Below are 25,483 nucleotides of genomic sequence, written 5' to 3' on the forward strand. Positions count from 1 at the left end.
GAGCATGAGATATTTTGTAATTGGGGATATCCATGGAAAAGCAGGTATGCTTGAGACACTTCTTCAGCATTGGAATCAAGAAGACCAGCTGATTTTTCTAGGGGATTTGATTGACCGTGGGGAAAACAGCAGAGCAGTTGTAGAGCGAGTTAGAGATTTAGTAGAGCATAGTGGTGCTATCTGCCTTTCTGGCAATCACGAATACATGTTTCTCGCTTGGTTAGATGATCCTGAAGACCGATATGATCATTACAGACGTAATGGTGGCGATACGACCATTAACTCGATTTTGGAACGTCCTTTAGATGCTCCAGTAGATGGGATTCGTGATGCCAAGCGTGTGATGGAAGAAGCAGGTGACTTGGTTGACTTTATCCGTCAAATGCCCTTTCATGTGGAAACAGAGCACTTGATTTTTGTCCATGCAGGGCTTGATTTGACCTTAGATAATTGGCAAGATACGACGGATTATAAAAAGGTCTGGATTCGTGCTCCTTTTCATGAAGCAGAAAATAAAACAGGAAAAGGCATCGTCTTTGGGCATACACCGACCACCTATCTAACAGGGGAACCCATGGAAAGCGCAAAACTCTGGCAGACCGATGATGACAAGATTGGCATGGATGGTGGAGCTGTCTATGGCGGGGTTCTTCATGGATTGGTTTTTGAAGATGGACATATCCTTGAACACTATGTTGTGCCTAATGACGGCTTTCAAGTGACAGATGACTAGGTCTTTGATACACAAAAATCAATTTTTTTGATATAATAGAAACAGTATTACAATAAAGTAGGAATAACATGGCAAAGATTAAAATTGTAACGGATTCATCCATCACCATTGAACCGCAACTTGTAGAAGACTTAGAGATTACAGTCGCTCCATTGTCTGTTATGGTGGATGGTGTTGTGTATTCGGATGCAGACCTAGCAGAAGGTGAGTTTCTTCGCTTGATGCAAGCAAGTAAAAACCTGCCCAAAACGAGCCAACCGCCTGTTGGTGTTTTTGCAGAGATTTTTGAAAGGCTAGGAGAAGAGGCAGATCAGATTATCTCCATCCATATGTCGCATGCCCTCTCAGGAACGGTTGAAGCAGCTCGTCAAGGAGCTATTTTAGCCAACAGCAAGGTGACGGTCCTAGATAGTTCCTTTACTGATCAGGCTCTGAAGTTTCAAGTGGTTGAGGCAGCTAGACTTGCGAAAGAAGGCGCTTCTTTAGAAGCTATTTTAGAGCGAATCGAAGAAGTACGTGAGAAAACAGAACTCTACATCGGAGTATCGACTCTTGAAAATCTAGTTAAAGGCGGCAGAATTGGGCGCGTGACAGGTCTTCTTAGCTCTCTTTTAAACATTCGTGTCGTTATGCAGATGAAAAATCACGAATTGCAGCCGATGATCAAAGGACGCGGAGTTAAGACCTTTAAGAAATGGCTAGTAGATTTTGAAGAATCCTTGGCAGGAAAAACTGTCGCAGAAATTGGGATTTCCTATGCAGGCAGTCCAGAATTTGCAGCAGAGATGAAGCAGAGCTTACAATCCTATGTTGAAAAAGAGATTTCAGTTTTAGAAACAGGATCAATTATTCAGACCCACACAGGTGAAAATGCTTGGGCTGTTTTAGTCTATTATAAGTAAGATTTAATTTTGTGAAAAAAACTGAAAATGCGTATCTAAGGCTTGACCTAAAAGAGTTTTTAAGATATTATAGTATCCGTTAGATAAATTATTTTGGAGGATTAACAATGGCTAACAAACAAGATTTGATTGCAAAAGTAGCAGAGGCTACTGAATTGACAAAGAAAGATTCAGCAGCAGCAGTTGATGCTGTATTTGCAGCAGTTGCAGATTACCTTGCAGCTGGTGAAAAAGTACAATTGATCGGTTTTGGTAACTTTGAAGTTCGTGAGCGTGCAGCACGTAAAGGTCGCAACCCACAAACTGGTAAAGAAATCACAATCGCAGCTTCTAAAGTTCCAGCATTCAAAGCTGGTAAAGCTCTTAAAGACGCTGTAAAATAATCAGTAAGATAGAGTAAATAAAAAGCCTATTGTATTAAGCCTCTTAGCTTGTTCAAGAGGCTTTTTTGTTTATTTTAGAGGAAATGTTTATAAACTCTAGGATGGCAGGACATGGGAATTCATGGTATAATAATCATGAACAACATGAGGAGGTGAGGATATGAAAGGTCATCTCAACTTAGATATACATCAAGAAGAAGACTATCAGGAAGTCATTCAGCACTTAAAAGAAAAAGGAATTCGGATTACAGAGACGAGAAAAGCAGTGATTGCCTACCTGATCACGAGTAAAGAACATCCCAGTGCGGAGCGCATCTACCAAGATTTACTGCCTGAATTTCCAAGTATGAGCTTAGCAACGGTCTATAACAATCTGAAAGTTTTGATTGAGGAAGGATTTGTCGAAGAAATCAAAATCAGCAATGATAAGACGACTTATTTTGATTTTATGGGGCACGAACATCTCAATATTGTCTGTGAAGTGTGCGGACGGATTGCGGATTTTGAAGATGGAGAAATTCCTGATTTGAAACGAGAAGTCGAAGAGCAGACAGGCTATCAGGTGACCAAGACCCAGGTTCTGATGTATGGAATCTGCCCTAATTGTGCAGAGAAATAATGGATTTATCTTCTGTTTAGACTAGCTTTTTTGCAAAAAATTTTGTAAAATAGAAAAGTAACTGCATGGCAGTTTTCAAAAATCAAAGGAGAATGTCTAATGGTAAAATTAGTCTTTGCTCGCCACGGTGAGTCTGAATGGAACAAAGCTAACCTTTTCACAGGTTGGGCAGATGTTGACTTGTCTGAAAAAGGGACACAACAAGCAATCGATGCTGGTAAATTGATCAAAGAAGCTGGTATCGAGTTTGACCAAGCTTACACTTCAGTCTTAAAACGTGCGATTAAAACAACAAACCTTGCTCTTGAAGCAGCAGATCAATTGTGGGTTCCAGTTGAAAAATCTTGGCGTTTGAACGAACGTCACTACGGTGGTTTGACTGGTAAAAACAAAGCAGAAGCAGCTGAGCAATTCGGTGATGAGCAAGTACACATCTGGCGTCGTTCTTACGATGTATTGCCTCCAGATATGGCAAAAGATGATGAGCATTCAGCACACACAGACCGTCGCTATGCTCACCTTGATGATTCAGTGATTCCAGATGCTGAAAACTTGAAAGTGACGCTTGAGCGTGCTCTTCCATTCTGGGAAGATAAAATTGCTCCAACTTTGAAAGATGGTAAAAATGTCTTTGTAGGAGCACACGGTAACTCAATCCGTGCTCTTGTAAAACACATCAAAGGTTTGTCAGATGATGAAATCATGGATGTGGAAATTCCAAACTTCCCACCACTTGTCTTTGAATTTGACGAAAAATTGAACGTTGTAGCAGAATACTACTTGGGTGAATAATACTAGAACAAGAGGTTAGGACAAGGGTCTTGGACCTCTTTTGTTTTATAGATTTAACAGTTTGACGCAGTCTTGTCGCTGGGTTCAATGCTCCAGTGGAGCTATTTACGAGAACAGAAAGTTGTGAGCAACTGATCCAAAACATTGATCAATCAATATTCTATTAAAAGAAGCTAGCGAACTTGTCTTCGCTAGCTCTATTTTCAACCTTTTACAATTCTCAATTGTGAAAGCGTCAACTTGCGGGATATGAACAGTCCAGTGGACTGTTCATACCTGAGCTTGAAAACTCGAAAGCGAGGCTAGTCCAGTGGACTGTTCATACCTGAGCCTAAAAATTGGAAAGCGAAGACTACAAAATAGATTTCTATGAAATCACGATTTTCCCCTACCTGTTTTTTGATGGAGAATTTTTTTTGGCTCTTGCTAAAATGACTACGCTTTCTAGGGATTTTATGGTAAAATAATAGCAACGACTCTTGGCATGCTTTGACGAGTGAAGCAGAGTTGGCTGGGAGTTTACTGGATAGAAATGGATGAGCGTATATGGCAAAAAGAGGAAAATCTTCGTTTAATGGCTGGACCTTGTTAGCTTTGCTGTTTGTATTAGGCTTCATTGTGCAGTATTTTATTCCGATAGTGGTTGTGCTAGGTTTAGCTGGGACGGGTTATTATTTCTTTAAAAGAAATCAAACCAACCAGCAGGTCTCGCTAACGATGCAAGTGGATGAGCTCAAAAAGCTAATTGCAAGCACAGATCGTAAGATTCATCGCTTAGATCAGTATAAGAAAGAAGATTCTGAGCGCTATATTGCCTTAGCAGGGGAAGTAGAAGGACAGTTAGCGATTATTGAGGATAAAACTCAGCGTTTGCAGACAGAGATTGAACCAGCAGTTGTCAAGCGGATTTTTGATAAGATTGATGAGGTGCGTGAAGAGATTTCTCTGAGTAGAGCTGAGTTAGAAGAAACTCATAAAACGCCTTCTTTCAAGGATTTACCAGAGGATGTTCAACAAATTATCCGCAATATTAAAATTGATCACAAAGCTATTACAGAGAAAATTGAGCAGTCAGAAAGTGGAAATAAGGAAGAGCTGATGGCTGTTCATCATATGCAAATGGAGCGGTTTGAAGATATTTTAGAAGGCTATCAAAAGATGCTTGAAGCACCAAAGAATTATTATCATGCGAAAGAGCGTTTGGAAGCTGCAGTGTCTGCGATGAAACAGTTTGATTTGGATTTAGATGAAACGCTCAAGCAGCTCAATGAAGCCGATATGCGAGATTTTGATATTAGTTTGCGGATTATCAAGCACAAGACAAGAGAAGAAGATAAAGGAGATAGCCATGAGTGATGGATTTAACTTTGATATTGATCAAATTGCAGCAAGTAGCCTAAGTAAGACAGACCAGACGACTGAAATTATCTCAAGTACGGTAGATGATAAGCCTCAGTCGCTCTCCTTTTTTGAAAAGTTAAAACCTGAGCAGCAAGCAGCGATTGCAAGTAAAGCTCCAGCGCTTTTGGGGCAATTTGTGAGTGACCAAAATGCTCTTTTAGACTTTGGACAAGGAGCAGTTGAGGAGGTCAATCAGACTGTCAATCGGATTTTGGCAGAGCAAAAGAAATTAGAACTCCCAGAAGTAGATGAGCTTTTACTTCAAACCAATCGAGAATTGAATGGATTTGTGGCCAAATACAAAGATGCCAAGCCAGCAGAGTTGGAAAAGAAACCCAATCTCTTGCAAAAATTATTCCGACAAGGGAAAAATAGTCTCCAAGAACTTTACTTTGATTCGAAGAATATCGAGCAAAAGATGGATTCAATGGCAGCGACAGTGGTCAAGCAGGAAGAAAGTTTGATTCGAAATATTGTATCTGCTGAGATGTTGATTGAAGATAATACCAAATCTATTGAGAACTTGGTGGGGGTGATTTCTTTTGTGGAAGCTATTCAGCAAGAGGCGACAACACAAGCCGTGACTTTACAAGAGCAGATAGCTTTGCTTGATACGACGACGGTGGATTATCAAGTCAAGTCGCAGGATTTAGCTCGAATGACGGAGGTTATCAATACCTTGGAGCAACAGCATACAGAGTATGTTAGCCGCCTGTATGTGGCTTGGGCAACGACACCGCAGATGAGAAATCTCGTCAAAGTATCGTCTGATATGCGCCAGAAACTGGGCATGCTCCGTCGCAATACTATTCCAACCATGAAGCTCTCCTTAGCTCAGCTCGGTATGCTCCAGCAGTCTGTTAAATCAGGTATGACGGCTGACGCCATTGTTAATGCTAATAATGCAGCTTTGCAGCTCTTAGCTGAGACCAGCAAGGAAGCTATTCCGAGTCTTGAAAAATCGGCCCAAAGTCCAACGATGACCGTAGATTCTGTAACCAAGCTAGCAGAAAGCCTTGTCGCACAGAATCAAGGCATTATTGCAGCTATTGAAAATGGTCGCAGACAACGTCAGCAACTAGAGTCAGCTGTTATCAAATCAGCTGAGGTCATCAATGACTCTGTGAAGTTGCGGGATCAAAAAATTATTTCTGCTCTGTTGAACGAAGGAAAAGAAGTTCAAAAAGAAATTACAGATGAGGACATCTAACCATAAGAAAAAAGGGGGAGTGAGAAGGCTCAAGAGTCTCACTTCCTTTCTTGCTAAAGAAGGAGAGAGATGACGAGAAAAAGTGAGTGGTCTGCGATTGAGAAGCAGCTAGGCAAGATGAGCCTAGGAAAAAAAGAGAAGATTACAAAAGAGAAAAAACGGCAGAAAGTTCAATTAAAGATGGGAATTGCCCTTCTTAGTGTGATTGCAGTTGGTACAATTTATATGATGAGCCATGAGACGCAGCTTTCAAGTGAGCCAGAAACAGAGTTTGACTATTTCAAAACAGTGGATTTTTATGAAGAGGATCAGTTTCCTTTTACCTTGGAAAACTTGGAAACATTGAAATTGAGCGATGGGCAAACAAAAGGGATGACTAAACAGGAGTTCATATCTCAATTTGGACAACCTGTTAAAGAAGATAGGGTAGAGGATTCTAGTATTTCTCTGACTTATCTAACAAATATATATACGCAGAATTTTCGTTCGGTAAGTGCTACTTTTCAGAAGAGGGATGATAAATATTATCTTGTTGGAGTAACGGCTACAAATGTAAGAAGTAGTCAGTTTCCGGTGGATTTATCAAAAGAAAGTTTAAGTGAAGAACTGCTAAAAACTCGTCGCGAGGCAGTTGATTCCTTTGTGCTAGGAGATAGGGGAACATCCTATCCTGAAATTGTAGAAAAAATAGGGACTCCTGAGCGCGTGTTCATTTCTTTTAGTAAGTGGTCTGGACTGGAAACAAGACTTGAAGTTGAGATTGGCTATCGAGTATATACTGAAAGATTGGAGCAGGAATTGGTAAGTTTGAAACTTCTACGTCAAAAAGACGGGGTTTGTCGGTTAGCATCTAAAAAATACTCTAAGGAGATAAGATGAAAAAGAAACGGAAAAGTGATTGGGACATCATTCTTCAAGATTTAGAGACAGTATCTAGTAAGCAACAAGCTAGGCTATCTAGGAAGCCAGATTTCTTTTCTAAGAGAAGTAATTGGTTGTGGGGAGCGGCTTTGATCTGCCTATGTATTTTTCTCTATCAAGCTTCTATAGGAGACCTTGTAGAACCTTCAAAAGCACAAAGAACGACTGATTGGACCTTGGAGGAGGTAGAAAAGTTACAAGTGAGGACAGGGTCTATAAATGGCACTTCTTTAAAGACGATCCTTAAAAAATATGGTAAGCCCACAAAAGAAGAAATGGGAGTTTATAAGACCTTATGGTATCAAGGCAGTGACCTAGCAAATGGGGTTGAGATGGACTTTTATAAAATTGATAATCAGTATTATTTAGAAAACTATGATGGGGCTGTGAAGAGCAGTCAGATAAAGGTTAAGGAAGTAAATTTAGATCAGAGACCACTCCCTCCTCTATCTATTTCTGAAAAAGAATTTGAGGCACTTAAGATATCAGGCGCAGATCGAACAACCTATGATGAAGTGAGTAGAAAATTCGGTCTTCCGGATAGCTATTCGATTCGAGTGAGCAACTACGCTACGTTAGGCAAAGACATCCATCTTGATGTAGGCTATCGTGGAAGTGAAGGGGAAAATGAGCATGTTCGTGTCTTTTTAGAGTTTACTAAGAAAGAAGAGGAAGAGTATCGTTTATCTGAAAAACAGCGAGTTGTGGATAACTAAGATGTGGATAGGAGAAGTAGATTTTTAAAAGAAAATCTGCTTCTATTTTTGTGTTTTATGTAAAAAGCCTATGAAATCGTTGATTTCAAGGCTTTTTTCTTATTTGATATTGCTTTTGGGGCAAAATGTTAAAACTTTAGATTATTGAGCTTTTGTATGAGTTCATCGCCCATTTTGTTAGTAGGGACTCAAAGCATATTTATAAGTGATTAGCTTTTTATTGTAGTAATATAGCAGATTGATTTTGTGATTGTTGTATTTTCTCCATTTTCCTATATAGAGGTTCTTATATCGTTCAAAAAGCTATATGTGTCACGATTATGCTCTTCCATCCACATTGCTTTTCCCTGTACTCTGAGTTATCAGATTTTGAGAGTGCAAGGATTGTTTATTCTATAGTTTTGGAATCAATATGTTTTTCTAATTTAGTAAATGGTTTATTTGTGAAAAATTCTAATTTTTGTTTTTCCCCGTTTAGTTTGATAGGTATTCTTCTTACAAAGAATAAATTGGCAAGAAAGCTACTAATTTTAAACAATAAACGAATTAAATCAAAATAAAAAGGACTTGGTCCTGCAGAATACAGAACTAAATCCTTGAAATCATTATTTCTCTAACTTTTTGGGTATTATTTAAGTATCAGATAGAGTGTGTTGTCATTCTACAAACATGGCATCGCCAAAGCTGAAGAAGCGGTAGCGTTCAAGAATGGCGTGTTCATAAGTAGCAAGGGTCAATTCACGTCCTAAGAAGGCAGAGACGAGCATGACGAGCGTTGATTTTGGTAGATGGAAATTGGTTGAAAAAGCATCGACAATCTGCCATTCATAACCTGGCTTGATAAAGATATTGGTCCATCCTGAGTCTGCTTGGATATCGCCGTTAAATTTATTTCCAATAGTCTCTAAGGTCCGAATTGATGTAGTTCCGACAGCGACAATGCGACCACCTGCAGCTTTGACTTCTCGAAGCGTCCTAGCAGCTTCTTCTGACAAGTGGTAGAATTCCGAATGCATCTCGTGTTCATCAAGGTTATCCACAGATACTGGGCGAAAAGTTCCAAGACCGACATGTAAGGTTAGATAGACCAATTTCACACCTTTTTGTTCGATTTTATGAAGTAAGTCTTGGGTAAAGTGGAGTCCAGCAGTAGGTGCGGCGGCAGAGCCATTTTCCTTAGCATAGACGGTCTGGTAACGTTCACGGTCTTCTAGTTTTTCATGGATATAAGGAGGGAGTGGCATTTCTCCTAGGCTTTCCAAGACTTCAAGGAAAATTCCTTGGTAGTCAAAGCGGACAATCCGACCGCCATGCTCAAGTTCTTCAATGATGGTAGCGCTCAAGCGTCCATCGCCAAAAGAAACACGACTGCCTACCCGCAAGCGTTTGGCTGGTTTGGCAAGTACTTCCCACTCATCACCTTGGGTATTTTTCAAGAGCAGGAGTTCCACATGGCCACCTGTGTCTGGCTTTTCGCCGTAGAGTCTGGCAGGCAGCACGCGCGTATTGTTCATGACCAAGGCATCTCCAGGATTTAGATGGTCAATAATATCATCAAAATGTTGGTCATCCATTTCCCCAGTGTCCTTGTTTACACTCAAGAGCCGAGAGGCATCTCGTTGTTCTAAAGGAGTTTGAGCAATTAGCTCTTCAGGTAAATCAAAGTCAAAATCTGCAGTATTCATATCGTTCCTTTCCGAGTCAGATGGTCTGTTGTGTCAGTACTTCATATCTAGGTTAGATGTCGTGGCTGGTTTCAGCGGTGTATGTAGAGAAAGAAATTCCTACCTTGCCTGTGTTAAAATCACCCAGAGAAAATAGGCACAAGCTAAAAAAGGCAGGCTAAACAAGAGTCCACCGATGACAAACAAGACGCGTCTTACAAGCTTAAAAGCAGTAAGGACGGTCGCAAAAAGGAGACAGGCAGCTCCTAGGATAAATAAAACCAGTAATTGAACTAACATAGCTCCATTATATCATAAAATCTGCTAAGTTTTTGACAGGATCAATCTTTATTTAGTCCTTAATCAATGACTTTTAAGATGAAACCGCTCAACATTTGTTCGATGATCATTTTGAGAAGTGCTACCATAGATTTTCTTACCTTCATTTTTAACAGAGAAATCCTCGAAAATTGCTTGACAAAAATTGGTCTATACCATACAATAAAAGTAAGGAAACTCAAGGAGGTTTATCATGAGAATTATTCAGGTAGAAAATCAAGTAGAAGGCGGACGTGTAGCCTTTGAACTGCTCAAAGAAAAGTTAGCGAGTGGTGCTAAAACGATCGGTTTAGCCACAGGAAGCAGCCCGCTGGAATTTTACAAGGAAATTCGAGAGAGTGATTTAGATTTATCCGATTTAATCAGTGTCAATTTGGATGAATACATGGGATTAGATGGAGAAAATGATCAGTCGTATCGCTATTTTATGCAAAAAAATCTGTTTGATGAAAAGCCTTTTAAGGAGAGCTTTTTGCCAAATGGTAAGGCAGAAAATATTGATGAAGAAGTGGTTCGTTACAATAGTTTGCTAAAAGAGCATCCAGTAGATTTCCAAGTCTTGGGTATTGGAACCAATGGGCATATTGGATTTAACGAGCCAGGAACGCCTTTTGATAGCCAAGTTCATGCAGTTGAATTGACAGAGTCAACCATCCAGGCTAACAGCCGATTTTTTGACAAGATTGAGGATGTGCCGACGCAGGCGATTTCCATGGGGATTGCCAATATCTTGAGTGCTAAATCCATTGTCTTGTTTGCTTATGGAGCATCAAAAGCTTATGCTATTGCTGGTATGGTTGATGGTCCGATCACAGAAGAATTACCAGCAAGTAGCCTTCAAAACCATGACGATGTTGTGATTATTGCAGATAAAGCAGCCTTGAGTGGTTTGAAACATTAAGTAATAGGGGCAGGAAATTCCTGCTCTTTTCTATGATTCTAGTAAGTTTTTAGGCAGATCATCAAAAGAGGGGCGAATTCTCTTTTATTTTATGATATACTAGAAAAGAAGTAGAAATATGAGGAGAAATGCCGTGAAAAAAGTCTTAGCCTTTTTATCTGTTTTGCTCTTATTGTTAGCACCTGTTAGTGCTAGTAGCGATGAGTTGATGGACATTACTCGAGAGAGTTACCCTAATGCACAGGAAATCAATCGTCCTAAGTCTTCCTTGGTCTTAGATGCGAATACAGGAGATATTGTTTGGCAGGATAATATTGACGAGATAAGAGATCCTGCAAGTATGAGTAAGCTCATGACGCTCTACTTAGTATTTGAAGCCATTAAAGAAGGACGCTTATCACTTGATACGGTCATTACGGCGACCGCGACAGACCAAGCTATCTCAAAAATTTATGAAATTTCCAACAATAATATCGTAGCTGGCGTTGATTATACGGTTTCAGAACTGATTACCATGACTGCTGTTCCATCCTCAAATGTGACAACAGTGATGTTGGCTAACTATCTATCAGATTATGATGCAGATGCCTTTTTGGACAAGATGAATGCCAAGGCTAAAGAATTAGGCATGACTAACACCAAGTGGTTTAATGCGAGTGGTGCTGCTGCCATTGCTTTCAAAGGCTACTACACCCCTTACCAATATGACAATTATTCAGCCAATCAAACCACTGCGCGTGATATGGGGATTTTAGGCTATTATTTCATCAAAAATCATCCAGAGATTTTAAACTTTACTAAAGATGCAGTGGTGACGGTTAAAGAGGGGACTCCATACGAAGAAACCTTTGAGACCTATAATTACTCTCTTCCAGGCGCTAAGTATGAGCTTGAGGGAGTAGATGGTCTGAAAACAGGGTCAAGCCCTGAGGGAGCATTTAACTATATCGCAACCATCAAGCGAGGGGAACAGCGTTTTGTCTGTGTGATTATGGGTGTTGGGGACTGGTCAGATCAAGACGGTGAGTATTACCGCCATCCTTTTGGCAATGCTTTGATGGAAAAAGCCTTTAAGGATTATGATTATAAGAAAGTCTTCTCAGCGGGCGATCAAGACATCAACGGCAAGACCTATAAATTGTCAAAAGATTTCTATGCGACTGTTAAAAAAGGAGCTGAGCCAAAGGTTCTCGTCGAAAATGATAGGCTAAAGGTTGAAAATGGTCTTGAAACAGTTTCTTCAACAATTTCAGATGGTGAAAAAGTTGAGCCAGCAGAGACAGGTCTAAAAAGAGCTGCGAAGCAAATTATCACTCAGCCTACCAATGCCAAGTCTTGGAAAACATTCTTATTTGATTATAAATTTTTCATCATTATTCCTTTACTGGTTTTAATCCTTATCTTAGTCATTGAAACTGCTGGTCGTAAAAAAAGAAAAGAGGATCGTCAAGAAGGCTTGTCTCGTCGTGAAAAATAATCAATTATTATAAAAGATAAAAGGAAAACTCGATCAGGTGGACTGGTCGAGTTTTGTAACGAAAGGAAGAACGTTGTTGTTTAAAAAATTTCAAAATAGCTATTTTGCTTATTTTCTAATGTATAGTTTCTATTTTTTATCATTTTCTTTATTTTCGACTCTCATATCTGTGTATATGCTCGATAGAGGATTTAATGCGACGCAGGTATCGATTGTGGTATCAAGCTCTTTTTTTACTTCCATGATAGCGCAACCCATTATGGGGATTTTAAATGACAAGATTGGGATTAAAAAAGTAACTCTGTATAGCTTTCTGCTGATCATTATTGGTGCGCTCTTTTTCATGCAGGCGGAAAGTTTACTATTTTTGAGTATTTGGTATAGTTTAGTCTTGATGTTGATTAATGGGGTCAATCCTGTTATGGATATTTTGGCAGCAAAAAGCCCTTATACCTATGGGAAAATTCGAATTTGGGGAACGATTGGCTATGCACTAGGGTCTCAGATGGCTGGTTTAATTTATCGGTATGTCTCTCCGCAGGCCATTTTCATTGTTTTTATCTTAACCATGATTTTGAGCATTTTAGGAGTACTTGGAGTCAATCCAAAGCATGATCCAAAGGAGAAGCTAGAAGGGCAGAAGGAGTCCTATCTAGGGCAGATTTTAAAAAATCGAGTTTATTTCTATTATCTCTTGATTGTCGCTCTCTATTCAGGTGTGGCAAATACGGGGCATACTTATATTCCTTCGATGTTAGAGCACAGTGGGCTGAGTGTCAGTACGGCTACGACGGTCATTGCCCTTGCTGTTATCTGTGAATCACCGCTGATTTTTTATTCTTATTTATTTATGGATAAGGTATCTATGAAAACCTTGCTGTATCTTGGGATAGGTGTTTTGACTCTCCAATATGCTGTCTATGGTTTGGAGTTAGGTTTACTCTCGAAGATTGTGCTAACCTTGATTGCTAAGCACGCCGCTAATATGATTTTAATCATGGTCAATCTCAAGATTGTCGCTAATCTGATTGATGAAAAATATCTGGTGACAGCTCTAGCCTTAGTACAGACCGTTCGTAGCCTAGGGACGATTTTCATTCAAAATATGGCTGGAAATATTGTCGATCAAGCAGGATATAGCACGATGAGCTTCTTTTTAGTCGCGATTCTACTTGTCTCTCTTATGCTTTCTGTCTTTTTGAAAATCCCTAATAATCCAGATAAGAAGTTGTTTAGTTAGAGGCTGGGCAAAAACTCGCTTCAGAATAAAACCACACTGTCATTTCCATCTTGAAAACAATCAAGATGAAAGAATCACAGTGTGGTTTTTGATTTTTAAAGGTTTTAGTAGCCAAATACTTTGCCAATTTTGTGAGATTCATACTCATGAAGAGGAATCCGACCTCTGTTTGGACAGCTTGATTCCCTCGAACGTGAACTCTGCGCACGCCAAAAATACTCTTCAATCTGCCAAAAACGGGCTCGATATCGATTTTCCGTTTAGCGTAGATGCGAGAGCCTTCTTCGCTATGCAATTGTTCCTTTATGACTTCCTTAAAATAATTCCAAGTCGGATTATAATGGATTTGTTTCTGATGACCACTTTCTGTTTTGGCAAGTTGATCTAGCTCTAGCGTGTCCTGTATCTTATCTGCCTCGTAAATTTTGAAATCTCGTTCAAAGCCGTACTTGTCCGTTCGGCGAGAATAGTTCTTAAAGGAATAAACAACTCCATCTGGTTTTATAAACTGGTCTGTCTCTTCAAGATAATCCCAGTTAGCTGGGTTCTCTGCACTGTTCTTATATTTCTTAGTTAATTCCTTTTGGTACATGCCATAGGGAATAAGCGGTGTTTTCTCCAGCTCATCCATAATAAAACGATAATTCTCCTCGCTACCATAACCTGCATCAGCTACAATGTTTTGGAACAAGTCTAATGTTTGAATGGATTGGAGGAAGGGTTTGAGGGTTCTGGTATCAGTTGGATTGGGAAAGATATCATAAGCAAGAACGTATTGACCATTGGTTGCGGCTTGAACATTATAACCAGGTTTCAACTGGCCATTCATCATATGATCCTCTTTCATCCGCATAAAGGTAGCGTCATGGTCTGTTTTAGAAAACGAATTGCGTCCTAGAAAAGTATCTCTAGCCTCTTCGTAGCGCTGTTTACGAGGGAGGTAATCTTTTTTCAATTGGTTGCGGAGCTTCTGGATGCGACGTCGTTTTTGTTTATTAGCAGAACCGCCTTTGATAACTTTTGGCTCTTGGGCGATTGCTTTTTCCACTTCATCAAGGGCCTCTTCAGTCTTTTCAAGCAGGGCTTTGAGTCCATCGCTGGTTTCACATTCTTCTTTTGAGAGGGCTAAATCTACCCCTTCTTGAACGAGCTTGTCATAGAGTTTAGAGATGTTTCCATTTAAAGCAGTCTCGTATTTCTCGACAGCTTTCTTCCATGTGAAAGAATAGAGATTAGCATCGGCCTCTAGTTTTGTGCCATCGATAAAGAGCGCCTCGTCTTTAATCAGACCATTGTCTCGCATGAGTAGGGTAAAGTAAATAAAGGCAGTCTTAATCAGGTGATTGGCATGTTTACTTGAACGGAAATTATTGATGGTTTTATAGCTAACATAAGTGTCTTGACTGAGCCATTTCATCGGAATAACTTCTTCGTTCATCTGCACTATTTTACGACCAGAAAAGACCTGACGGGCATAAGCGAAGAGCGTCATTTTTAAGAGCATAGCAGGATGAAAAGCAGGGCGGCCCGTATGTGACTTTTCTTCAAGCAGCACATCACTTGGCATACTATCCACGAACAAACTAATCAGTCTTGCTTCATGCGTCATTGGGAGATCAAAAGCAAGATTTAGTTCCAAACTGAATTGATTTGTGTTATACTCTTTATACATCGTCATGGCTTTCTAGTTATTTTGTGGTTATTATAATGATACCATGACTTTGTGAAAACGAGCATCTCCATCTACGGAAATGCTCGTTTTTTAACTTCTGAAGCTAGTTTTTGCCCAGACTCTTTTTTTTTACGAATAAAAAAGAAAAAGGAGGGGTTATGCTTGTTGCGTCAGATAAAAATGGAAATCTAGTGAATAGTTTGGAGCAAGAGAGTTTAGTCGGGGAGTTTTTCTGCCCTTTTTGTGAGAGTCCTGTGCGGGTTAAGAAAGGGGTTATTATGCGACCGCATTTTGCGCATGTGTCTCTCCGAACTTGTGAGGGCTACACGGAAAATGAAAGTGATGAACATCTGAATCTCAAAGCTAACTTGTATCGTTGGGGAGAGGGGCAGCACGAGCTAAAGATTGAAGCATTCTTACCCAGCATCCAGCAGATTGCAGACCTTTTAGTGGAGGAAAAGCTTGCACTTGAAGTCCAGTGTAGCTCGCTAAGCGTGAAACGTTTAAAAGAGCGGACTAGCCAGTACCATAAGGCGGGCTATCAAGTCCTATGGCTTTTGGGTAAAAAATTGTGGCTCAAAACATCGCTTACTGCTTTGCAAAAACACTTCCTTTATTTTAGTCAAAATATGGGCTTTCATCTTTGGGAATTAGACCAAGAAAAAGAAGTGTTGCGGCTCAAATATCTGATTCATGAGGATTTACATGGTTTAGCTCAATATAAGAGCAAGGAGTTTCCTTTTGACAAAGGAGATTTGCTAGAGGTCTTACGCTCTCCTTATCAAGCGCAGGAAGTGACTAGTTTTCTCGCCAAAGAAGATCCAGATATTTGCCACTACATCCGCCAGCAACTCTACTATCAGCAACCCAAATGGATGGCGTTACAAGCTGTTTGTTACCAAGAGGGGAAGAATTTATTAGCCATGACTAAGGATGAATTTTATCCACAGGTCAGACCTATCAAAGCTCAAGATTTCTGTCAGATTTCCCAAGATTTAGAGAGTTATTATGAGAATTTTCAAGCTTACTACCAAAAAGAGCCGCGCAAAAATGGTCAAATTCTCTATCCACCAGCCTTTTATCGGAGGATTTTATCCGAAAATATGATAAAATAGGGAAACGGAGGATTTTTTATGGCAAAACAAAGAAATGAAATCGAAGAAAAATATACTTGGGATTTAACGACTGTTTTTCCGAGTGATGAAGCTTGGGAGGAGGAGTTGGCGAGTCTTTCGGCTGATGTTACTTCTGCAAAGAGCTTAGAAGGGCATTTGCTTGATTCAGCTACGAGCTTGCTTGTAACGACAGATACCTATATGACGCTGTCACGTCGCTTGGAAAAGCTCTATGTCTATGCGTCAATGAAAAATGACCAAGATACACGCGAAGCGAAATACCAAGAATATCAAGCAAAGGCTAGCAGTTTATACAGTGATTTTGGTCAAACCTTTGCCTTTTATGAGCCAGAATTCATGCAGATTACAGCAGAAGCCTATGCTGCTTTCTTGAAAGAAGAAGAGGGATTATCGCTCTACGCTCACTTTTTTGATCGTTTGTTAAAAGCAAAGGAGCACGTTTTATCTCAGCGTGAAGAGGAGTTGCTTGCAGGAGCTAGTGAGATTTTTGGTGCTGCGAGTGAGACTTTTGCGATTTTAGACGATGCAGACCTTGTTTTTCCACTGGTTCGTGATGAAGACGGAGACGAGGTGCAGCTCTCTCATGGCAATTACATCACCTTGGTCGAGTCTAAAGACCGCAAGGTTCGAAAAGAGGCGTATGAAGCGATGTATAGTGTTTATGAGCAGTATCAGCACACTTATGCAAAGACGCTTCAAACCAATGTCAAGGTGCAAAATTACCGTGCGAAGGTGCGTCACTATAAGAGTGCGCGTGAGGCGGCTTTAGCAAACAACTTCATTCCTGAAAGTGTGTACGATAGCTTAGTATCTGCGGTTCATAAACATCTGCCGCTCTTGCATCGCTATATGAAGTTGCGTGCGAAGATCCTTGGTTTGTCTGACTTAAAAATGTATGATGTCTACACACCATTATCAGAGGTAGATTACAAATTTAGCTATGAAGAGGCTTTAGCGAAGTCAGAGGAAGTTTTGGCAATTTTGGGAGATGACTATCTTTCTCGTGTGAAAAAAGCCTTCTCAGAACGCTGGATTGATGTTCATGAGAATCAAGGAAAACGCTCAGGCGCTTACTCTGGTGGTTCTTATGATACCAATGCCTTCATGCTCTTAAACTGGCAAGATACGCTAGATAATCTATACACCTTGGTACATGAGACAGGTCATAGTATGCATTCCAGCTACACAAGAGAGACACAGCCTTATGTCTATGGCGATTACTCTATTTTCCTAGCGGAAATTGCGTCCACAACCAATGAAAATATCTTAACGGAGAAATTACTGGAAGAAGTGAGTGATGATTATACTCGTTTTGCGATTTTGAATCATTTCTTAGATGGTTTTAAAGGAACGGTGTTCCGTCAAACGCAATTTGCCGAGTTTGAACATGCCATTCATCAAGCAGACCAAAACGGTGAAGTCTTGACGAGCGAATACCTCAATAATCTCTATGGAAATCTGAACGAGAAATATTACGGTCTCAAAAAAGAAGACAATCCAGAAATCCAGTACGAATGGGCAAGAATTCCGCATTTCTACTATAACTACTATGTCTTCCAATACGCGACAGGGTTCTCTGCAGCCTCAGCCTTGGCAGAAAAGATTGTCCACGGTCGTCCAGAGGATAAGGAAGCCTACCTTAATTACCTCAAGGCAGGAAATTCTGATTATCCGCTAAATGTTATTAAAAAAGCAGGCGTGGATATGGAAAAAGAGGACTATCTCGACGCAGCCTTTGCTGTTTTTGAACGCCGTCTGGATGAGTTTGAAGCGTTAGTAGAAAAGTTGGGTTTGATCTAATATGGTAGAGTCGTATAGTAAAAATGCAAACCACAACATGCGTCGTCCAGTTGTGAAAGAAGAGATTGTGGATTTTATGCGGACGCGGCAAAAGCAGGTTTCAGGTGGTTTAAAAGAGCTTGAAACCTTTGCTCGCAAGGAAAATATCCCCATTATTCCGCATGAAACAGTGGCTTATTTTCGCTTTCTCTTAGAGAGCTTAGCCCCTCAAGATATTTTAGAAATTGGGACAGCGATTGGATTTTCTGCTCTGTTGATGGCAGAACATGCTCCCAAAGCTAAGATTACAACTATTGATCGCAATCCTGAGATGATTGGCTTGGCCAAGGAAAATTTTGCTCGCTATGATCTTAGAAAGCAAATCACCTTGTTAGAAGGAGATGCGGTAGATATTCTAGGAACGCTTGAGGATACCTATGATTTTGTCTTTATGGATTCTGCCAAGTCCAAATATGTCGTCTTTTTGCCGGAAGTCTTGAAACGCTTGAAATCAGGTGGTATTATCGTGATTGATGATGTATTTCAAGGTGGTGATGTGGCAAAGGATATCACAGATGTCAGACGTGGTCAGCGGACCATTTATCGCGGGCTTCATAGCTTGTTTGAGGAGACACTGGATGTGGACAATCTGACTGTGACCTTGGTTCCTTTAGGGGATGGAATTCTCATGATTCGTAAGAATGAAGCGTGAATTTAGCAAAATTTAAGATATCCAATTTATTTTGTGGTACAATAGAGAAAGTGAATGATAAAAAGGAGTAATACCCAATGAAGAAAAAATTTTTAGCGGGAGCGGTGACTCTCTTGTCAGTATTGACCCTAGCCGCTTGTTCCCAATCAACCAATAAAGATACAGATATCGTCACTATGAAAGGCGATACCATTACTGTTAGCGAATTTTATGAGCAAGTCAAAAACAATACCGCTGCGCAACAAGTTCTTTTGAACATGACTATTCAAGATGTGTTTGAAAAGAAATATGGTGACAAGGTTTCTGAAAAAGAAGTCAAAGAAGCCTTTGAAGAAAATAAAAAATCTTACGGTGCAGCCTTCCCGCAAATCCTTGCTCAAGCTGGTTTGACAGAAGAAAGCTACCACGCGCAAATCCGCACAAGTAAATTGGTTGAATACGCTGTAAAAAAAGCCGCTGAAAAAGAAATCAATGATGATGCTTATAAGGCGGCCTACGATGCTTATACGCCAGAAGTGACTGCTCAAGTGATTAAGCTAGATAGCGAAGACAAGGCAAAAGAAGTCTTGGAAAAAGCAAAAGCAGAAGGCGCAGATTTTGGACAAATTGCCAAAGAAAACTCGACTGATGCTGCAACGAAGGAAAAAGGTGGCGAAATTAAGTTTGACTCAGGCTCTACAACATTGCCAGATGATGTGAAAAAAGCAGCCTTTGCCCTTGAGCCAAACGGCATCTCTGAAGTGATTACAGCGAAAGCTTCTGCTTATACAAATAGCTACTACATCATCAAGCTAAATAGCAAGTCAGAGAAGAAAGAGAAGTGGGAAGATTACAAGGATCGCTTGAAAGAAATCATCCTCACTCAAAAACAAAATGATGCGAGCTTTATTCAAAAGATTGTGGCAGAAGAGTTGAAGGCTGCTAATTTGAAAGTGAAAGATGCAGCCTTCCAAAATGTCTTTGCCCAATACATGAATGCAGGGGCAGACACATCAAGCTCTAGTGAAGCATCTAGCGAATCTTCTTCAAAATAAGTTGACGAATCGCCCAAAAGCAAGTATAATAAACCTATTGAGAATGGATAGGCTAGTCTTTTAGTCCAGAGAAATGGCGGTGCTGCGAGCCATCTAAAAGTGCCTATCTTGCTACTCGAGAGGAAAATTTCATACAAGTCTGTGATTAGCAGGCAAATCGAGAATGACAAGTTCATTGAATGAAGGTGGTACCGCGGTTTTTCGCCCTTCGTCTTTGTTCTTGTCTTTTTTTGGAGGTAGATATGAAGCAGTTCTATATCAAGCAAAAGCTCTGGTCACTCGGTGGGAAGTTCACCATCAAAGACGAGTATGATCAGGTTTGTTACCAAGTAGAAGGAAGCTTGTTCAAATGGATGAAGTCTTTCAAGATTTTGGATCTGCAAGGACAACTGGTCAGTACCATTCAGCGGAAATTTACTTGGTTTCTCCCTCGATTTGAAGTGGAGGTGAAAGGACAGACTCGCTTTGTTATCCAAAAAAAGCTGAGCTGGCTCAAACCTCGCTATGAAATCGAAAATCTAGGCTTGGAAGTTCTTGGAAATATCTGGGATATGAAATTTGACCTCATCGAGAGTAGCCGTGTCGTGGCTCATATTGACCAAGAGTGGTTTCGCATGACTTCTACTTATGATGTTGCCGTCTATGACGAGGACTACTGCGATATGGCTATTGCTCTTGTCATTGCCATTGACTATGTCAAGGCTATGCGAGAGGCTTCTACAACCTCATAATGAGAAAGGAAAAAGAAAAGAAATGAAACAATTAACAAGTGCTCAAATTCGCCAAATGTGGCTTGATTTCTGGGCTGCAAAAGGACACAGTGTTGAACCGTCTGTCAGTCTTGTCCCTGTCAATGATCCAACTCTTTTGTGGATCAACTCTGGGGTGGCAACCTTGAAGAAATACTTTGATGGAACTATCATTCCAGACAATCCTCGGATTACCAATGCCCAAAAGGCTATTCGGACCAACGATATTGAAAATGTCGGAAAAACAGCTCGCCACCATACTATGTTTGAAATGCTTGGAAACTTCTCTATCGGGGATTATTTCCGTGATGAGGCGATTACATGGGCTTATGAGCTTTTGACAAATCCAGAGTGGTTTGCTTTTCCAAAAGACAAGCTCTATATGACCTATTATCCAGAGGATAAGGATTCTTACAACCGCTGGATTGCAGTAGGGGTGGATCCAAGCCACTTGATTCCGATTGAGGATAATTTCTGGGAGATTGGTGCTGGACCTTCTGGTCCTGATACGGAAATTTTCTTTGACCGTGGAGAAGCCTTTGACCCTGAAAATATCGGACTTCGCCTTTTGGCTGAAGACATTGAAAATGACCGCTACATCGAGATTTGGAATATCGTTTTGTCGCAATTCAATGCAGATCCAGCCATTCCACGTTCTGAGTACAAGGAATTGCCAAATAAAAATATTGATACGGGCGCTGGTTTGGAGCGTTTGGCAGCTATTTTCCAAGGGGCTAAAACCAACTTTGAAACCGATTTGTTCTTACCTATCATTCGTGAGGTTGAAAAATATTCTGGCAAAACCTACGATCCAGATGGGGATAACATGAGCTTTAAGGTCATTGCAGACCACATTCGCTCGCTCAGCTTTGCCATTGGTGATGGAGCTCTTCCTGGAAATGAAGGTCGTGGTTATGTCCTTCGTCGCTTGCTTCGTCGTGCCTCTATGCATGGACAAAAATTAGGCATCAACGAGCCATTCCTTTATAAGCTCGTTCCAACTGTGGGTAAAATCATGGAAAGTTATTACCCAGAAGTGCTTGAGAAGAAAGCCTTTATTGAGAAAATTATCAAGAGCGAGGAAGAATCTTTCGCACGGACTCTTCATTCAGGTCAGCATTTTGCCCAAGACATCGTAGAAAAGATGAAGGCAGCTGGTCAAACAACGATGTCTGGTCAAGATGTCTTTAAACTCTATGACACTTATGGTTTCCCAGTGGAATTGACGGAAGAAATTGCAGAAGAAGCTGGTGTGAGCGTAGACCGTGCAGGCTTTGAGGCAGCTATGAAAGAGCAACAAGAGCGTGCGCGTGCAAGTGCTGTAAAAGGCGGCTCTATGGGCATGCAAAATGAAACGCTTCAAGCCATTACAGCAGAAAGTCGCTTTAACTATGATACGACAGAATTGACAGCTCAGCTTGTGGCAGCTGTTGCAGACAATGAAGCCGTAGAAACACTAGCGAGTGGTCAAGAGGCTTATCTCGTCTTTGATGAGACACCATTTTATGCGGAAATGGGTGGACAAGTGGCAGACCACGGAGAAATCCGTGATGCAAATGGTCAAGTCTTGGCGCGCGTGGTAGATGTGCAAAAAGCGCCAAATGGACAGCCACTCCATAAGGTAGAAGTCTTGGCTCCACTTTCCTTGAGTGAATCTTATGTGTTAGCGATTGATACCAAACGCCGTCATCGTGTAATGAAAAACCACACAGCCACTCATCTTCTCCATGCAGCTCTTCACAATATTCTTGGCTCGCATGCGACTCAAGCAGGTTCATTAAACGAAGAAGCCTTCCTTCGCTTTGACTTCACGCATTTTGAAGCGGTGAAAGCTGACGAATTGCGAGCGATTGAAAATCAAGTCAATGAGAAAATCTGGGAAGCTCTTCCTGTTGAAACAGTAGAAACCGATATTGATACTGCTAAAGAAATGGGTGCCATGGCGCTCTTTGGTGAAAAATACGGCAAGGAAGTCCGTGTCGTGACTATCGGTGATTACTCAGTGGAACTCTGCGGAGGAACTCATGTTGGCAATACCGCTGAAATCGGAATTTTCAAGATTGTCAAAGAAGAAGGAATCGGCTCAGGAACTCGCCGTATCCTTGCTGTTACAAGTAAAGAGGCCTTTCTTGCCTATCGTGAGGAAGAAGAAGCCCTTAAAGCGATTGCAGCGACTCTGAAAGCTCCGCAGTTGAAAGAAGTACCAGCCAAGGTAGAAAGCTTGCAAGAGCAATTACGTGAATTGCAAAAAGAAAATGCAGCTCTTAAAGAAAAAGCCGCAGCTGCAGCCGCTGGTGATGTCTTTAAAGACGTACAAGAAGCAAATGGTATGCGCTACATTGCTAGTCAAGTATCGGTGTCAGATGCTGGCGGACTTCGTACCTTTGCGGATACTTGGAAGCAAGGGGATTATTCTGATATCCTTGTCCTTGTCGCAGCTATCGGTGAGAAGGTCAATGTTCTTGTAGCTAGCAAGACCAAGGACGTTCATGCAGGTAATCTCATTAAAGAACTCGCGCCAATCGTTGCAGGTCGTGGTGGTGGTAAACCAGACATGGCGATGGCAGGTGGAAGTGATGTGTCGGGAGTGGAGAAACTCCTTGCAAATGTCGGAAGTCATTTGTAAGTGCTAAAACCTTGATACAGCAAGGTTCTATACTAGACTAACTCTGTGAGAGTGAGACAAGAGGGTGACTTGTCTCACTCTTTTTTATAGTCATGTAGTTTTCATGTATGACACCGTTAACTCGTCCTAGTCCAGTGGACTGTTGAAGGTTGTATAACATAATCCTCAGCTAACCTAAGTTATGCCTGCGACTCGTTGCCTTGTACTAAATCAAAACTAAATAACTATACTAGCTCAAGACTAAACAAGTATAGTATAGATATTTTTTGTTATCTCGAACAGGACATTTTTGTCAGTTTATCCTAAAAATCTTTTGATAGATAGGGTTTATTGACAAGGAAATTAGCTATTCTGACTAAGATGATAAACTTTTTGACAAAAATCATGATTATTTTGACAAAGATAGTTGTCGAAATAAAAAAGATGTGTTACAATAAAATCAAGTTAAGGAGGAAGACGATATGAAACTGAAAATCGTACAGGTGTTTCTGACAAGTTTTTTCTTTGGATTTGTTGGGATAGCAATCTTGATTCTCCTCATCAAGAGCCTATATACAGGATTTGGGAGAGAAGATAGTTATTTTCAAGTAGCATTGATGGCTTTAGGATTTTATTTTTACCCAAAAATGAAAACGCTTTTAAAGGAAGGAGTCGATATGCATGATTCTAAAAAATAGGCTCAAGGAACTACGAGCTAGAGATGGTCTCAATCAAACAGCCCTAGCCAAGGCCGCAGAAGTCTCAAGACAAACAATTAGCTTGATTGAGCGTGGTGAATACACCCCCTCAGTTATCATTGCCCTTAAAATCGCCCAGATTTTTAATGAACCCTTGGAGCAAGTCTTTCGCCTAGAGGAGGAAGAATAAAGCAGTTTTCTTCTTAGTGGCAGCACATTTTTAGAAAGAGGAGAGAGTATGGAACGAGTGATTCGTGTGATGAGTCATCTATTATTGATGAGCTACGTCTTAGTTGTCATTTTATCGGATATGAAAGTGATCCGTTTTCAGCCACCGTTTGATATTCCAATAGTTTTAATGGTTTATCTAGCTGTTAGCACTTTGCTTGATGAGCCGAAAAGCGATGAGCTTCTTACTCTTGAGACTAAGGAGAAATGATATGAAAAAGAAACAGATTCAAGATTTTAAAGTAGTTGTTCTACTGTTTGCACTATTTATGACAGGTTATGCAGTTGGGAAAAGCCTTGCTGGAAATCATGATGTGACAAGCGAATTTCTCATCATTTTACCAGCTTTATCTTGCTTGCTGATAGAAGAAGAGAGCAAAGGAGATTAGAAATGACAGAGAAAAAAGAAATTGTGATTACAGGGAGAATGGTGTTAAGACTGGTTTTACTCCTTGCTAGTGTAACCATAATAATTATACTTTTTATGAAACAAAGATTTGAGACGGAAGACTTTATCCCCATCGCATTATTGGTGTTTAGTATAAGCTTGAGTTTTACGACAAAGAAATAGGGAGAAAAGAGATGCAAAAGAAAAAAGTATGTACAGATGTCATCATTATGATTGCTCAGATAGTCACAGGGATGTTAGCGCTTTATAATGCTGGTTACTTATTTGGAGAATACCTAGCAGGTGTTCCATTTGAAAGCTTGTCTTGGAGGACAGCTGTGACGAGTTTGGTCTTAGCCAGTGTAATGTTTATGCTGCGAATGGGAGGAAAAAAGGATGAAAAATAAGAAACGAGTGAACGTATTTCTATTTCTATTTTTATTGGGATGTGGAATTAGTGGCTACTTTGTTGGATGTGGAATTGCTAGCTACTTTGTTGGATATGAAATAGGGAGTGGAAGTCTATTTAAGGAGATATTCCATATGTTATTAACCTTGGAGTGGTATGTATATTTAGCTCAAGTGGCTAGTCTTGTGTTTCTTGGTATGACTTTTTATTTGTTACATCGTAGTCGCTTAGAGGCTATTGCTTATCAAAAGGCGGAGGAAGAGGACGATGAGGACAAGATGGATCAATTCTACAAATCTGCCCATAAAAAGTTAGAATATGGAACAATTACTTATAATATTTATAGTGTCAGCATGATTTTCTCGCTCTTTGGTGCTTTTTACATGATTGCCGTAGATTTTGCTCAGTTTTGGGTTTTACTGGTGTCTTTTATCATCTATCTTTCACTATTCTTCTTAACTCCTTATTATCGAAAAACCTTGAAGATGGTTCGGAATTATGATTTTCCCAAATTTGCCATGCCTGAGGATGCTTTGAATTTGATACGGAGTTACGATGAGGGAGAGCGGGAAGCAAATTATGAAAATAGCTTTATGACCCTATTTCGTCTTAACCAGATTATCTTACCTGCCCTCTATATTATTTTAGACGTTATTTCCTTAGCTCTTCAAGAGGTACAGTTAACCGCTTTCTTAATTGTTGCTTTTATTCATATTTATATCAACATTCGGGAAATTCCGATGATTAAAAAATATTTCAAATAAAAGGAGAATCA

At 40.3% G+C, this 25,483-nt stretch carries 28 protein-coding genes; 25 read left to right on the plus strand and 3 right to left on the minus strand.

What is annotated here, in order from left to right; all coding sequences use genetic code 11:
* Positions 1-4: 4 nt before the first annotated feature.
* The 9 genes from AB1I63_00230 to AB1I63_00270 all read left to right on the plus strand — a co-directional run bounded on the left by AB1I63_00230 (position 5) and on the right by AB1I63_00270 (position 7,677).
* The gene (locus tag AB1I63_00230) at positions 5-733 is read left to right on the plus strand and encodes a metallophosphoesterase (GenBank protein MEW4353321.1); all 729 of its coding nucleotides are present in this window, start codon (positions 5-7) and stop codon (positions 731-733) included.
* A 68-nt stretch (positions 734-801) separates the two neighbouring features.
* Entirely contained in the window at positions 802-1,635 is an 834-nt protein-coding gene (locus AB1I63_00235) for a DegV family protein (GenBank protein ID MEW4353322.1), read from the plus strand.
* 107 nt (positions 1,636-1,742) lie between these two features.
* On the plus strand, positions 1,743-2,018 hold the full coding sequence (locus AB1I63_00240) for an HU family DNA-binding protein (protein MEW4353323.1): 276 nt from the start codon (positions 1,743-1,745) through the stop codon (positions 2,016-2,018).
* Positions 2,019-2,178: 160 nt separating this feature from the next.
* Positions 2,179-2,637 (plus strand): Fur family transcriptional regulator, encoded by a 459-nt coding sequence (locus AB1I63_00245; GenBank protein MEW4353324.1) that lies wholly within the window; start codon positions 2,179-2,181, stop codon positions 2,635-2,637.
* 99 nt (positions 2,638-2,736) lie between these two features.
* Positions 2,737-3,429, plus strand: a complete 693-nt coding sequence (locus tag AB1I63_00250; protein ID MEW4353325.1) for a phosphoglycerate mutase — start codon at positions 2,737-2,739, stop codon at positions 3,427-3,429.
* Positions 3,430-3,975: 546 nt separating this feature from the next.
* The gene (locus tag AB1I63_00255) at positions 3,976-4,785 is read left to right on the plus strand and encodes a hypothetical protein (protein ID MEW4353326.1); all 810 of its coding nucleotides are present in this window, start codon (positions 3,976-3,978) and stop codon (positions 4,783-4,785) included.
* Positions 4,778-6,040: a toxic anion resistance protein gene (locus AB1I63_00260; protein MEW4353327.1), complete on the plus strand. Its 1,263-nt coding sequence runs from the start codon at positions 4,778-4,780 to the stop codon at positions 6,038-6,040. Before AB1I63_00255 ends, AB1I63_00260 begins: the two co-directional genes overlap by 8 nt.
* Positions 6,041-6,109: 69 nt before the next feature.
* Positions 6,110-6,919 carry a hypothetical protein gene (locus tag AB1I63_00265; protein ID MEW4353328.1) on the plus strand — a complete coding sequence of 270 codons (810 nt, stop codon included), beginning with the start codon at positions 6,110-6,112 and terminating at the stop codon, positions 6,917-6,919.
* Positions 6,916-7,677: a hypothetical protein gene (locus AB1I63_00270; protein ID MEW4353329.1), complete on the plus strand. Its 762-nt coding sequence runs from the start codon at positions 6,916-6,918 to the stop codon at positions 7,675-7,677. The genes AB1I63_00265 and AB1I63_00270 overlap by 4 nt, the downstream gene beginning before the upstream one ends.
* Positions 7,678-8,333: 656 nt before the next feature.
* Here AB1I63_00270 and queA read toward each other — a convergent pair.
* Positions 8,334-9,362 carry a tRNA preQ1(34) S-adenosylmethionine ribosyltransferase-isomerase QueA gene (gene queA, locus AB1I63_00275; protein MEW4353330.1) on the minus strand — a complete coding sequence of 343 codons (1,029 nt, stop codon included), beginning with the start codon at positions 9,360-9,362 and terminating at the stop codon, positions 8,334-8,336.
* A 99-nt stretch (positions 9,363-9,461) separates the two neighbouring features.
* The gene (locus tag AB1I63_00280) at positions 9,462-9,641 is read right to left on the minus strand and encodes a hypothetical protein (protein ID MEW4353331.1); all 180 of its coding nucleotides are present in this window, start codon (positions 9,639-9,641) and stop codon (positions 9,462-9,464) included.
* 232 nt (positions 9,642-9,873) lie between these two features.
* On the opposite strand from AB1I63_00280, the gene AB1I63_00285 reads away from it, so the two are divergent.
* The 3 genes from AB1I63_00285 to AB1I63_00295 all read left to right on the plus strand — a co-directional run bounded on the left by AB1I63_00285 (position 9,874) and on the right by AB1I63_00295 (position 13,298).
* A complete protein-coding gene (locus AB1I63_00285) occupies positions 9,874-10,581 on the plus strand; it encodes a glucosamine-6-phosphate deaminase (protein ID MEW4353332.1) in 708 nt (235 codons plus the stop codon).
* A 133-nt stretch (positions 10,582-10,714) separates the two neighbouring features.
* Positions 10,715-12,058, plus strand: a complete 1,344-nt coding sequence (locus AB1I63_00290; protein MEW4353333.1) for a DUF1958 domain-containing protein — start codon at positions 10,715-10,717, stop codon at positions 12,056-12,058.
* A gap of 76 nt (positions 12,059-12,134) precedes the next feature.
* On the plus strand, positions 12,135-13,298 hold the full coding sequence (locus AB1I63_00295; GenBank protein MEW4353334.1) for an MFS transporter: 1,164 nt from the start codon (positions 12,135-12,137) through the stop codon (positions 13,296-13,298).
* On the opposite strand, the gene AB1I63_00300 is transcribed toward AB1I63_00295, so the two are convergent.
* Positions 13,291-14,970 (minus strand): IS1182 family transposase, encoded by a 1,680-nt coding sequence (locus AB1I63_00300; GenBank protein ID MEW4353335.1) that lies wholly within the window; start codon positions 14,968-14,970, stop codon positions 13,291-13,293. The two genes, AB1I63_00295 and AB1I63_00300, sit on opposite strands and share 8 nt — an antisense overlap.
* 158 nt (positions 14,971-15,128) lie before the next feature.
* On the opposite strand from AB1I63_00300, the gene AB1I63_00305 reads away from it, so the two are divergent.
* The 13 genes from AB1I63_00305 to AB1I63_00365 all read left to right on the plus strand — a co-directional run bounded on the left by AB1I63_00305 (position 15,129) and on the right by AB1I63_00365 (position 25,472).
* Positions 15,129-16,085: a competence protein CoiA family protein gene (locus AB1I63_00305; protein MEW4353336.1), complete on the plus strand. Its 957-nt coding sequence runs from the start codon at positions 15,129-15,131 to the stop codon at positions 16,083-16,085.
* Between the two features lie 18 nt (positions 16,086-16,103).
* Positions 16,104-17,906, plus strand: coding sequence for an oligoendopeptidase F (gene pepF / locus AB1I63_00310; protein MEW4353337.1), 1,803 nt, complete (start codon positions 16,104-16,106; stop codon positions 17,904-17,906).
* 1 nt (position 17,907) lies between these two features.
* Positions 17,908-18,597: an O-methyltransferase gene (locus AB1I63_00315; protein ID MEW4353338.1), complete on the plus strand. Its 690-nt coding sequence runs from the start codon at positions 17,908-17,910 to the stop codon at positions 18,595-18,597.
* A gap of 77 nt (positions 18,598-18,674) precedes the next feature.
* Positions 18,675-19,631 carry a peptidylprolyl isomerase PrsA gene (gene prsA / locus AB1I63_00320; GenBank protein ID MEW4353339.1) on the plus strand — a complete coding sequence of 319 codons (957 nt, stop codon included), beginning with the start codon at positions 18,675-18,677 and terminating at the stop codon, positions 19,629-19,631.
* A 242-nt stretch (positions 19,632-19,873) separates the two neighbouring features.
* A complete protein-coding gene (locus tag AB1I63_00325; protein ID MEW4353340.1) occupies positions 19,874-20,362 on the plus strand; it encodes an LURP-one-related family protein in 489 nt (162 codons plus the stop codon).
* Between the two features lie 22 nt (positions 20,363-20,384).
* The gene (alaS, locus tag AB1I63_00330) at positions 20,385-23,006 is read left to right on the plus strand and encodes an alanine--tRNA ligase (protein ID MEW4353341.1); all 2,622 of its coding nucleotides are present in this window, start codon (positions 20,385-20,387) and stop codon (positions 23,004-23,006) included.
* 461 nt (positions 23,007-23,467) lie between these two features.
* The gene (locus AB1I63_00335) at positions 23,468-23,683 is read left to right on the plus strand and encodes a hypothetical protein (protein MEW4353342.1); all 216 of its coding nucleotides are present in this window, start codon (positions 23,468-23,470) and stop codon (positions 23,681-23,683) included.
* On the plus strand, positions 23,667-23,873 hold the full coding sequence (locus AB1I63_00340; protein ID MEW4353343.1) for a helix-turn-helix transcriptional regulator: 207 nt from the start codon (positions 23,667-23,669) through the stop codon (positions 23,871-23,873). Before AB1I63_00335 ends, AB1I63_00340 begins: the two co-directional genes overlap by 17 nt.
* Before the next feature lie 48 nt (positions 23,874-23,921).
* Positions 23,922-24,122 (plus strand): hypothetical protein, encoded by a 201-nt coding sequence (locus AB1I63_00345; GenBank protein MEW4353344.1) that lies wholly within the window; start codon positions 23,922-23,924, stop codon positions 24,120-24,122.
* Between the two features lies 1 nt (position 24,123).
* The gene (locus AB1I63_00350) at positions 24,124-24,300 is read left to right on the plus strand and encodes a hypothetical protein (protein ID MEW4353345.1); all 177 of its coding nucleotides are present in this window, start codon (positions 24,124-24,126) and stop codon (positions 24,298-24,300) included.
* A gap of 2 nt (positions 24,301-24,302) precedes the next feature.
* A complete protein-coding gene (locus tag AB1I63_00355) occupies positions 24,303-24,482 on the plus strand; it encodes a hypothetical protein (protein ID MEW4353346.1) in 180 nt (59 codons plus the stop codon).
* Positions 24,483-24,493: 11 nt separating this feature from the next.
* Entirely contained in the window at positions 24,494-24,706 is a 213-nt protein-coding gene (locus AB1I63_00360) for a hypothetical protein (protein ID MEW4353347.1), read from the plus strand.
* Positions 24,696-25,472, plus strand: coding sequence for a DUF3169 family protein (locus tag AB1I63_00365; GenBank protein MEW4353348.1), 777 nt, complete (start codon positions 24,696-24,698; stop codon positions 25,470-25,472). The genes AB1I63_00360 and AB1I63_00365 overlap by 11 nt, the downstream gene beginning before the upstream one ends.
* Positions 25,473-25,483: the final 11 nt, after the last annotated feature.

This window comes from Streptococcus pneumoniae (assembly GCA_040719455.1).
Lineage (GTDB): Bacteria > Bacillota > Bacilli > Lactobacillales > Streptococcaceae > Streptococcus > Streptococcus pneumoniae_G.

Excerpts from the sequence above, each read along its gene's own strand:
- AB1I63_00255 (MEW4353326.1), top strand. The coding sequence starts at position 3,976 with ATGGCAAAAAGAGGAAAATCTTCGTTTAATGGCTGGACCTTGTTAGCT.
- AB1I63_00230 (MEW4353321.1), top strand. The coding sequence starts at position 5 with ATGAGATATTTTGTAATTGGGGATATCCATGGAAAAGCAGGTATGCTT.
- AB1I63_00240 (MEW4353323.1), top strand. The coding sequence starts at position 1,743 with ATGGCTAACAAACAAGATTTGATTGCAAAAGTAGCAGAGGCTACTGAA.
- AB1I63_00305 (MEW4353336.1), top strand. The coding sequence starts at position 15,129 with ATGCTTGTTGCGTCAGATAAAAATGGAAATCTAGTGAATAGTTTGGAG.
- AB1I63_00335 (MEW4353342.1), top strand. The coding sequence starts at position 23,468 with ATGAAACTGAAAATCGTACAGGTGTTTCTGACAAGTTTTTTCTTTGGA.
- AB1I63_00340 (MEW4353343.1), top strand. The coding sequence starts at position 23,667 with ATGATTCTAAAAAATAGGCTCAAGGAACTACGAGCTAGAGATGGTCTC.
- AB1I63_00300 (MEW4353335.1), bottom strand. The coding sequence starts at position 14,970 with ATGTATAAAGAGTATAACACAAATCAATTCAGTTTGGAACTAAATCTT.
- AB1I63_00265 (MEW4353328.1), top strand. The coding sequence starts at position 6,110 with ATGACGAGAAAAAGTGAGTGGTCTGCGATTGAGAAGCAGCTAGGCAAG.
- AB1I63_00245 (MEW4353324.1), top strand. The coding sequence starts at position 2,179 with ATGAAAGGTCATCTCAACTTAGATATACATCAAGAAGAAGACTATCAG.
- prsA (MEW4353339.1), top strand. The coding sequence starts at position 18,675 with ATGAAGAAAAAATTTTTAGCGGGAGCGGTGACTCTCTTGTCAGTATTG.
- AB1I63_00350 (MEW4353345.1), top strand. The coding sequence starts at position 24,124 with ATGAAAAAGAAACAGATTCAAGATTTTAAAGTAGTTGTTCTACTGTTT.
- pepF (MEW4353337.1), top strand. The coding sequence starts at position 16,104 with ATGGCAAAACAAAGAAATGAAATCGAAGAAAAATATACTTGGGATTTA.
- AB1I63_00345 (MEW4353344.1), top strand. The coding sequence starts at position 23,922 with ATGGAACGAGTGATTCGTGTGATGAGTCATCTATTATTGATGAGCTAC.
- AB1I63_00315 (MEW4353338.1), top strand. The coding sequence starts at position 17,908 with ATGGTAGAGTCGTATAGTAAAAATGCAAACCACAACATGCGTCGTCCA.
- AB1I63_00250 (MEW4353325.1), top strand. The coding sequence starts at position 2,737 with ATGGTAAAATTAGTCTTTGCTCGCCACGGTGAGTCTGAATGGAACAAA.
- alaS (MEW4353341.1), top strand. The coding sequence starts at position 20,385 with ATGAAACAATTAACAAGTGCTCAAATTCGCCAAATGTGGCTTGATTTC.
- AB1I63_00260 (MEW4353327.1), top strand. The coding sequence starts at position 4,778 with ATGAGTGATGGATTTAACTTTGATATTGATCAAATTGCAGCAAGTAGC.
- AB1I63_00270 (MEW4353329.1), top strand. The coding sequence starts at position 6,916 with ATGAAAAAGAAACGGAAAAGTGATTGGGACATCATTCTTCAAGATTTA.
- AB1I63_00365 (MEW4353348.1), top strand. The coding sequence starts at position 24,696 with ATGAAAAATAAGAAACGAGTGAACGTATTTCTATTTCTATTTTTATTG.
- AB1I63_00360 (MEW4353347.1), top strand. The coding sequence starts at position 24,494 with ATGCAAAAGAAAAAAGTATGTACAGATGTCATCATTATGATTGCTCAG.
- AB1I63_00285 (MEW4353332.1), top strand. The coding sequence starts at position 9,874 with ATGAGAATTATTCAGGTAGAAAATCAAGTAGAAGGCGGACGTGTAGCC.
- AB1I63_00325 (MEW4353340.1), top strand. The coding sequence starts at position 19,874 with ATGAAGCAGTTCTATATCAAGCAAAAGCTCTGGTCACTCGGTGGGAAG.
- queA (MEW4353330.1), bottom strand. The coding sequence starts at position 9,362 with ATGAATACTGCAGATTTTGACTTTGATTTACCTGAAGAGCTAATTGCT.
- AB1I63_00280 (MEW4353331.1), bottom strand. The coding sequence starts at position 9,641 with ATGTTAGTTCAATTACTGGTTTTATTTATCCTAGGAGCTGCCTGTCTC.
- AB1I63_00355 (MEW4353346.1), top strand. The coding sequence starts at position 24,303 with ATGACAGAGAAAAAAGAAATTGTGATTACAGGGAGAATGGTGTTAAGA.
- AB1I63_00235 (MEW4353322.1), top strand. The coding sequence starts at position 802 with ATGGCAAAGATTAAAATTGTAACGGATTCATCCATCACCATTGAACCG.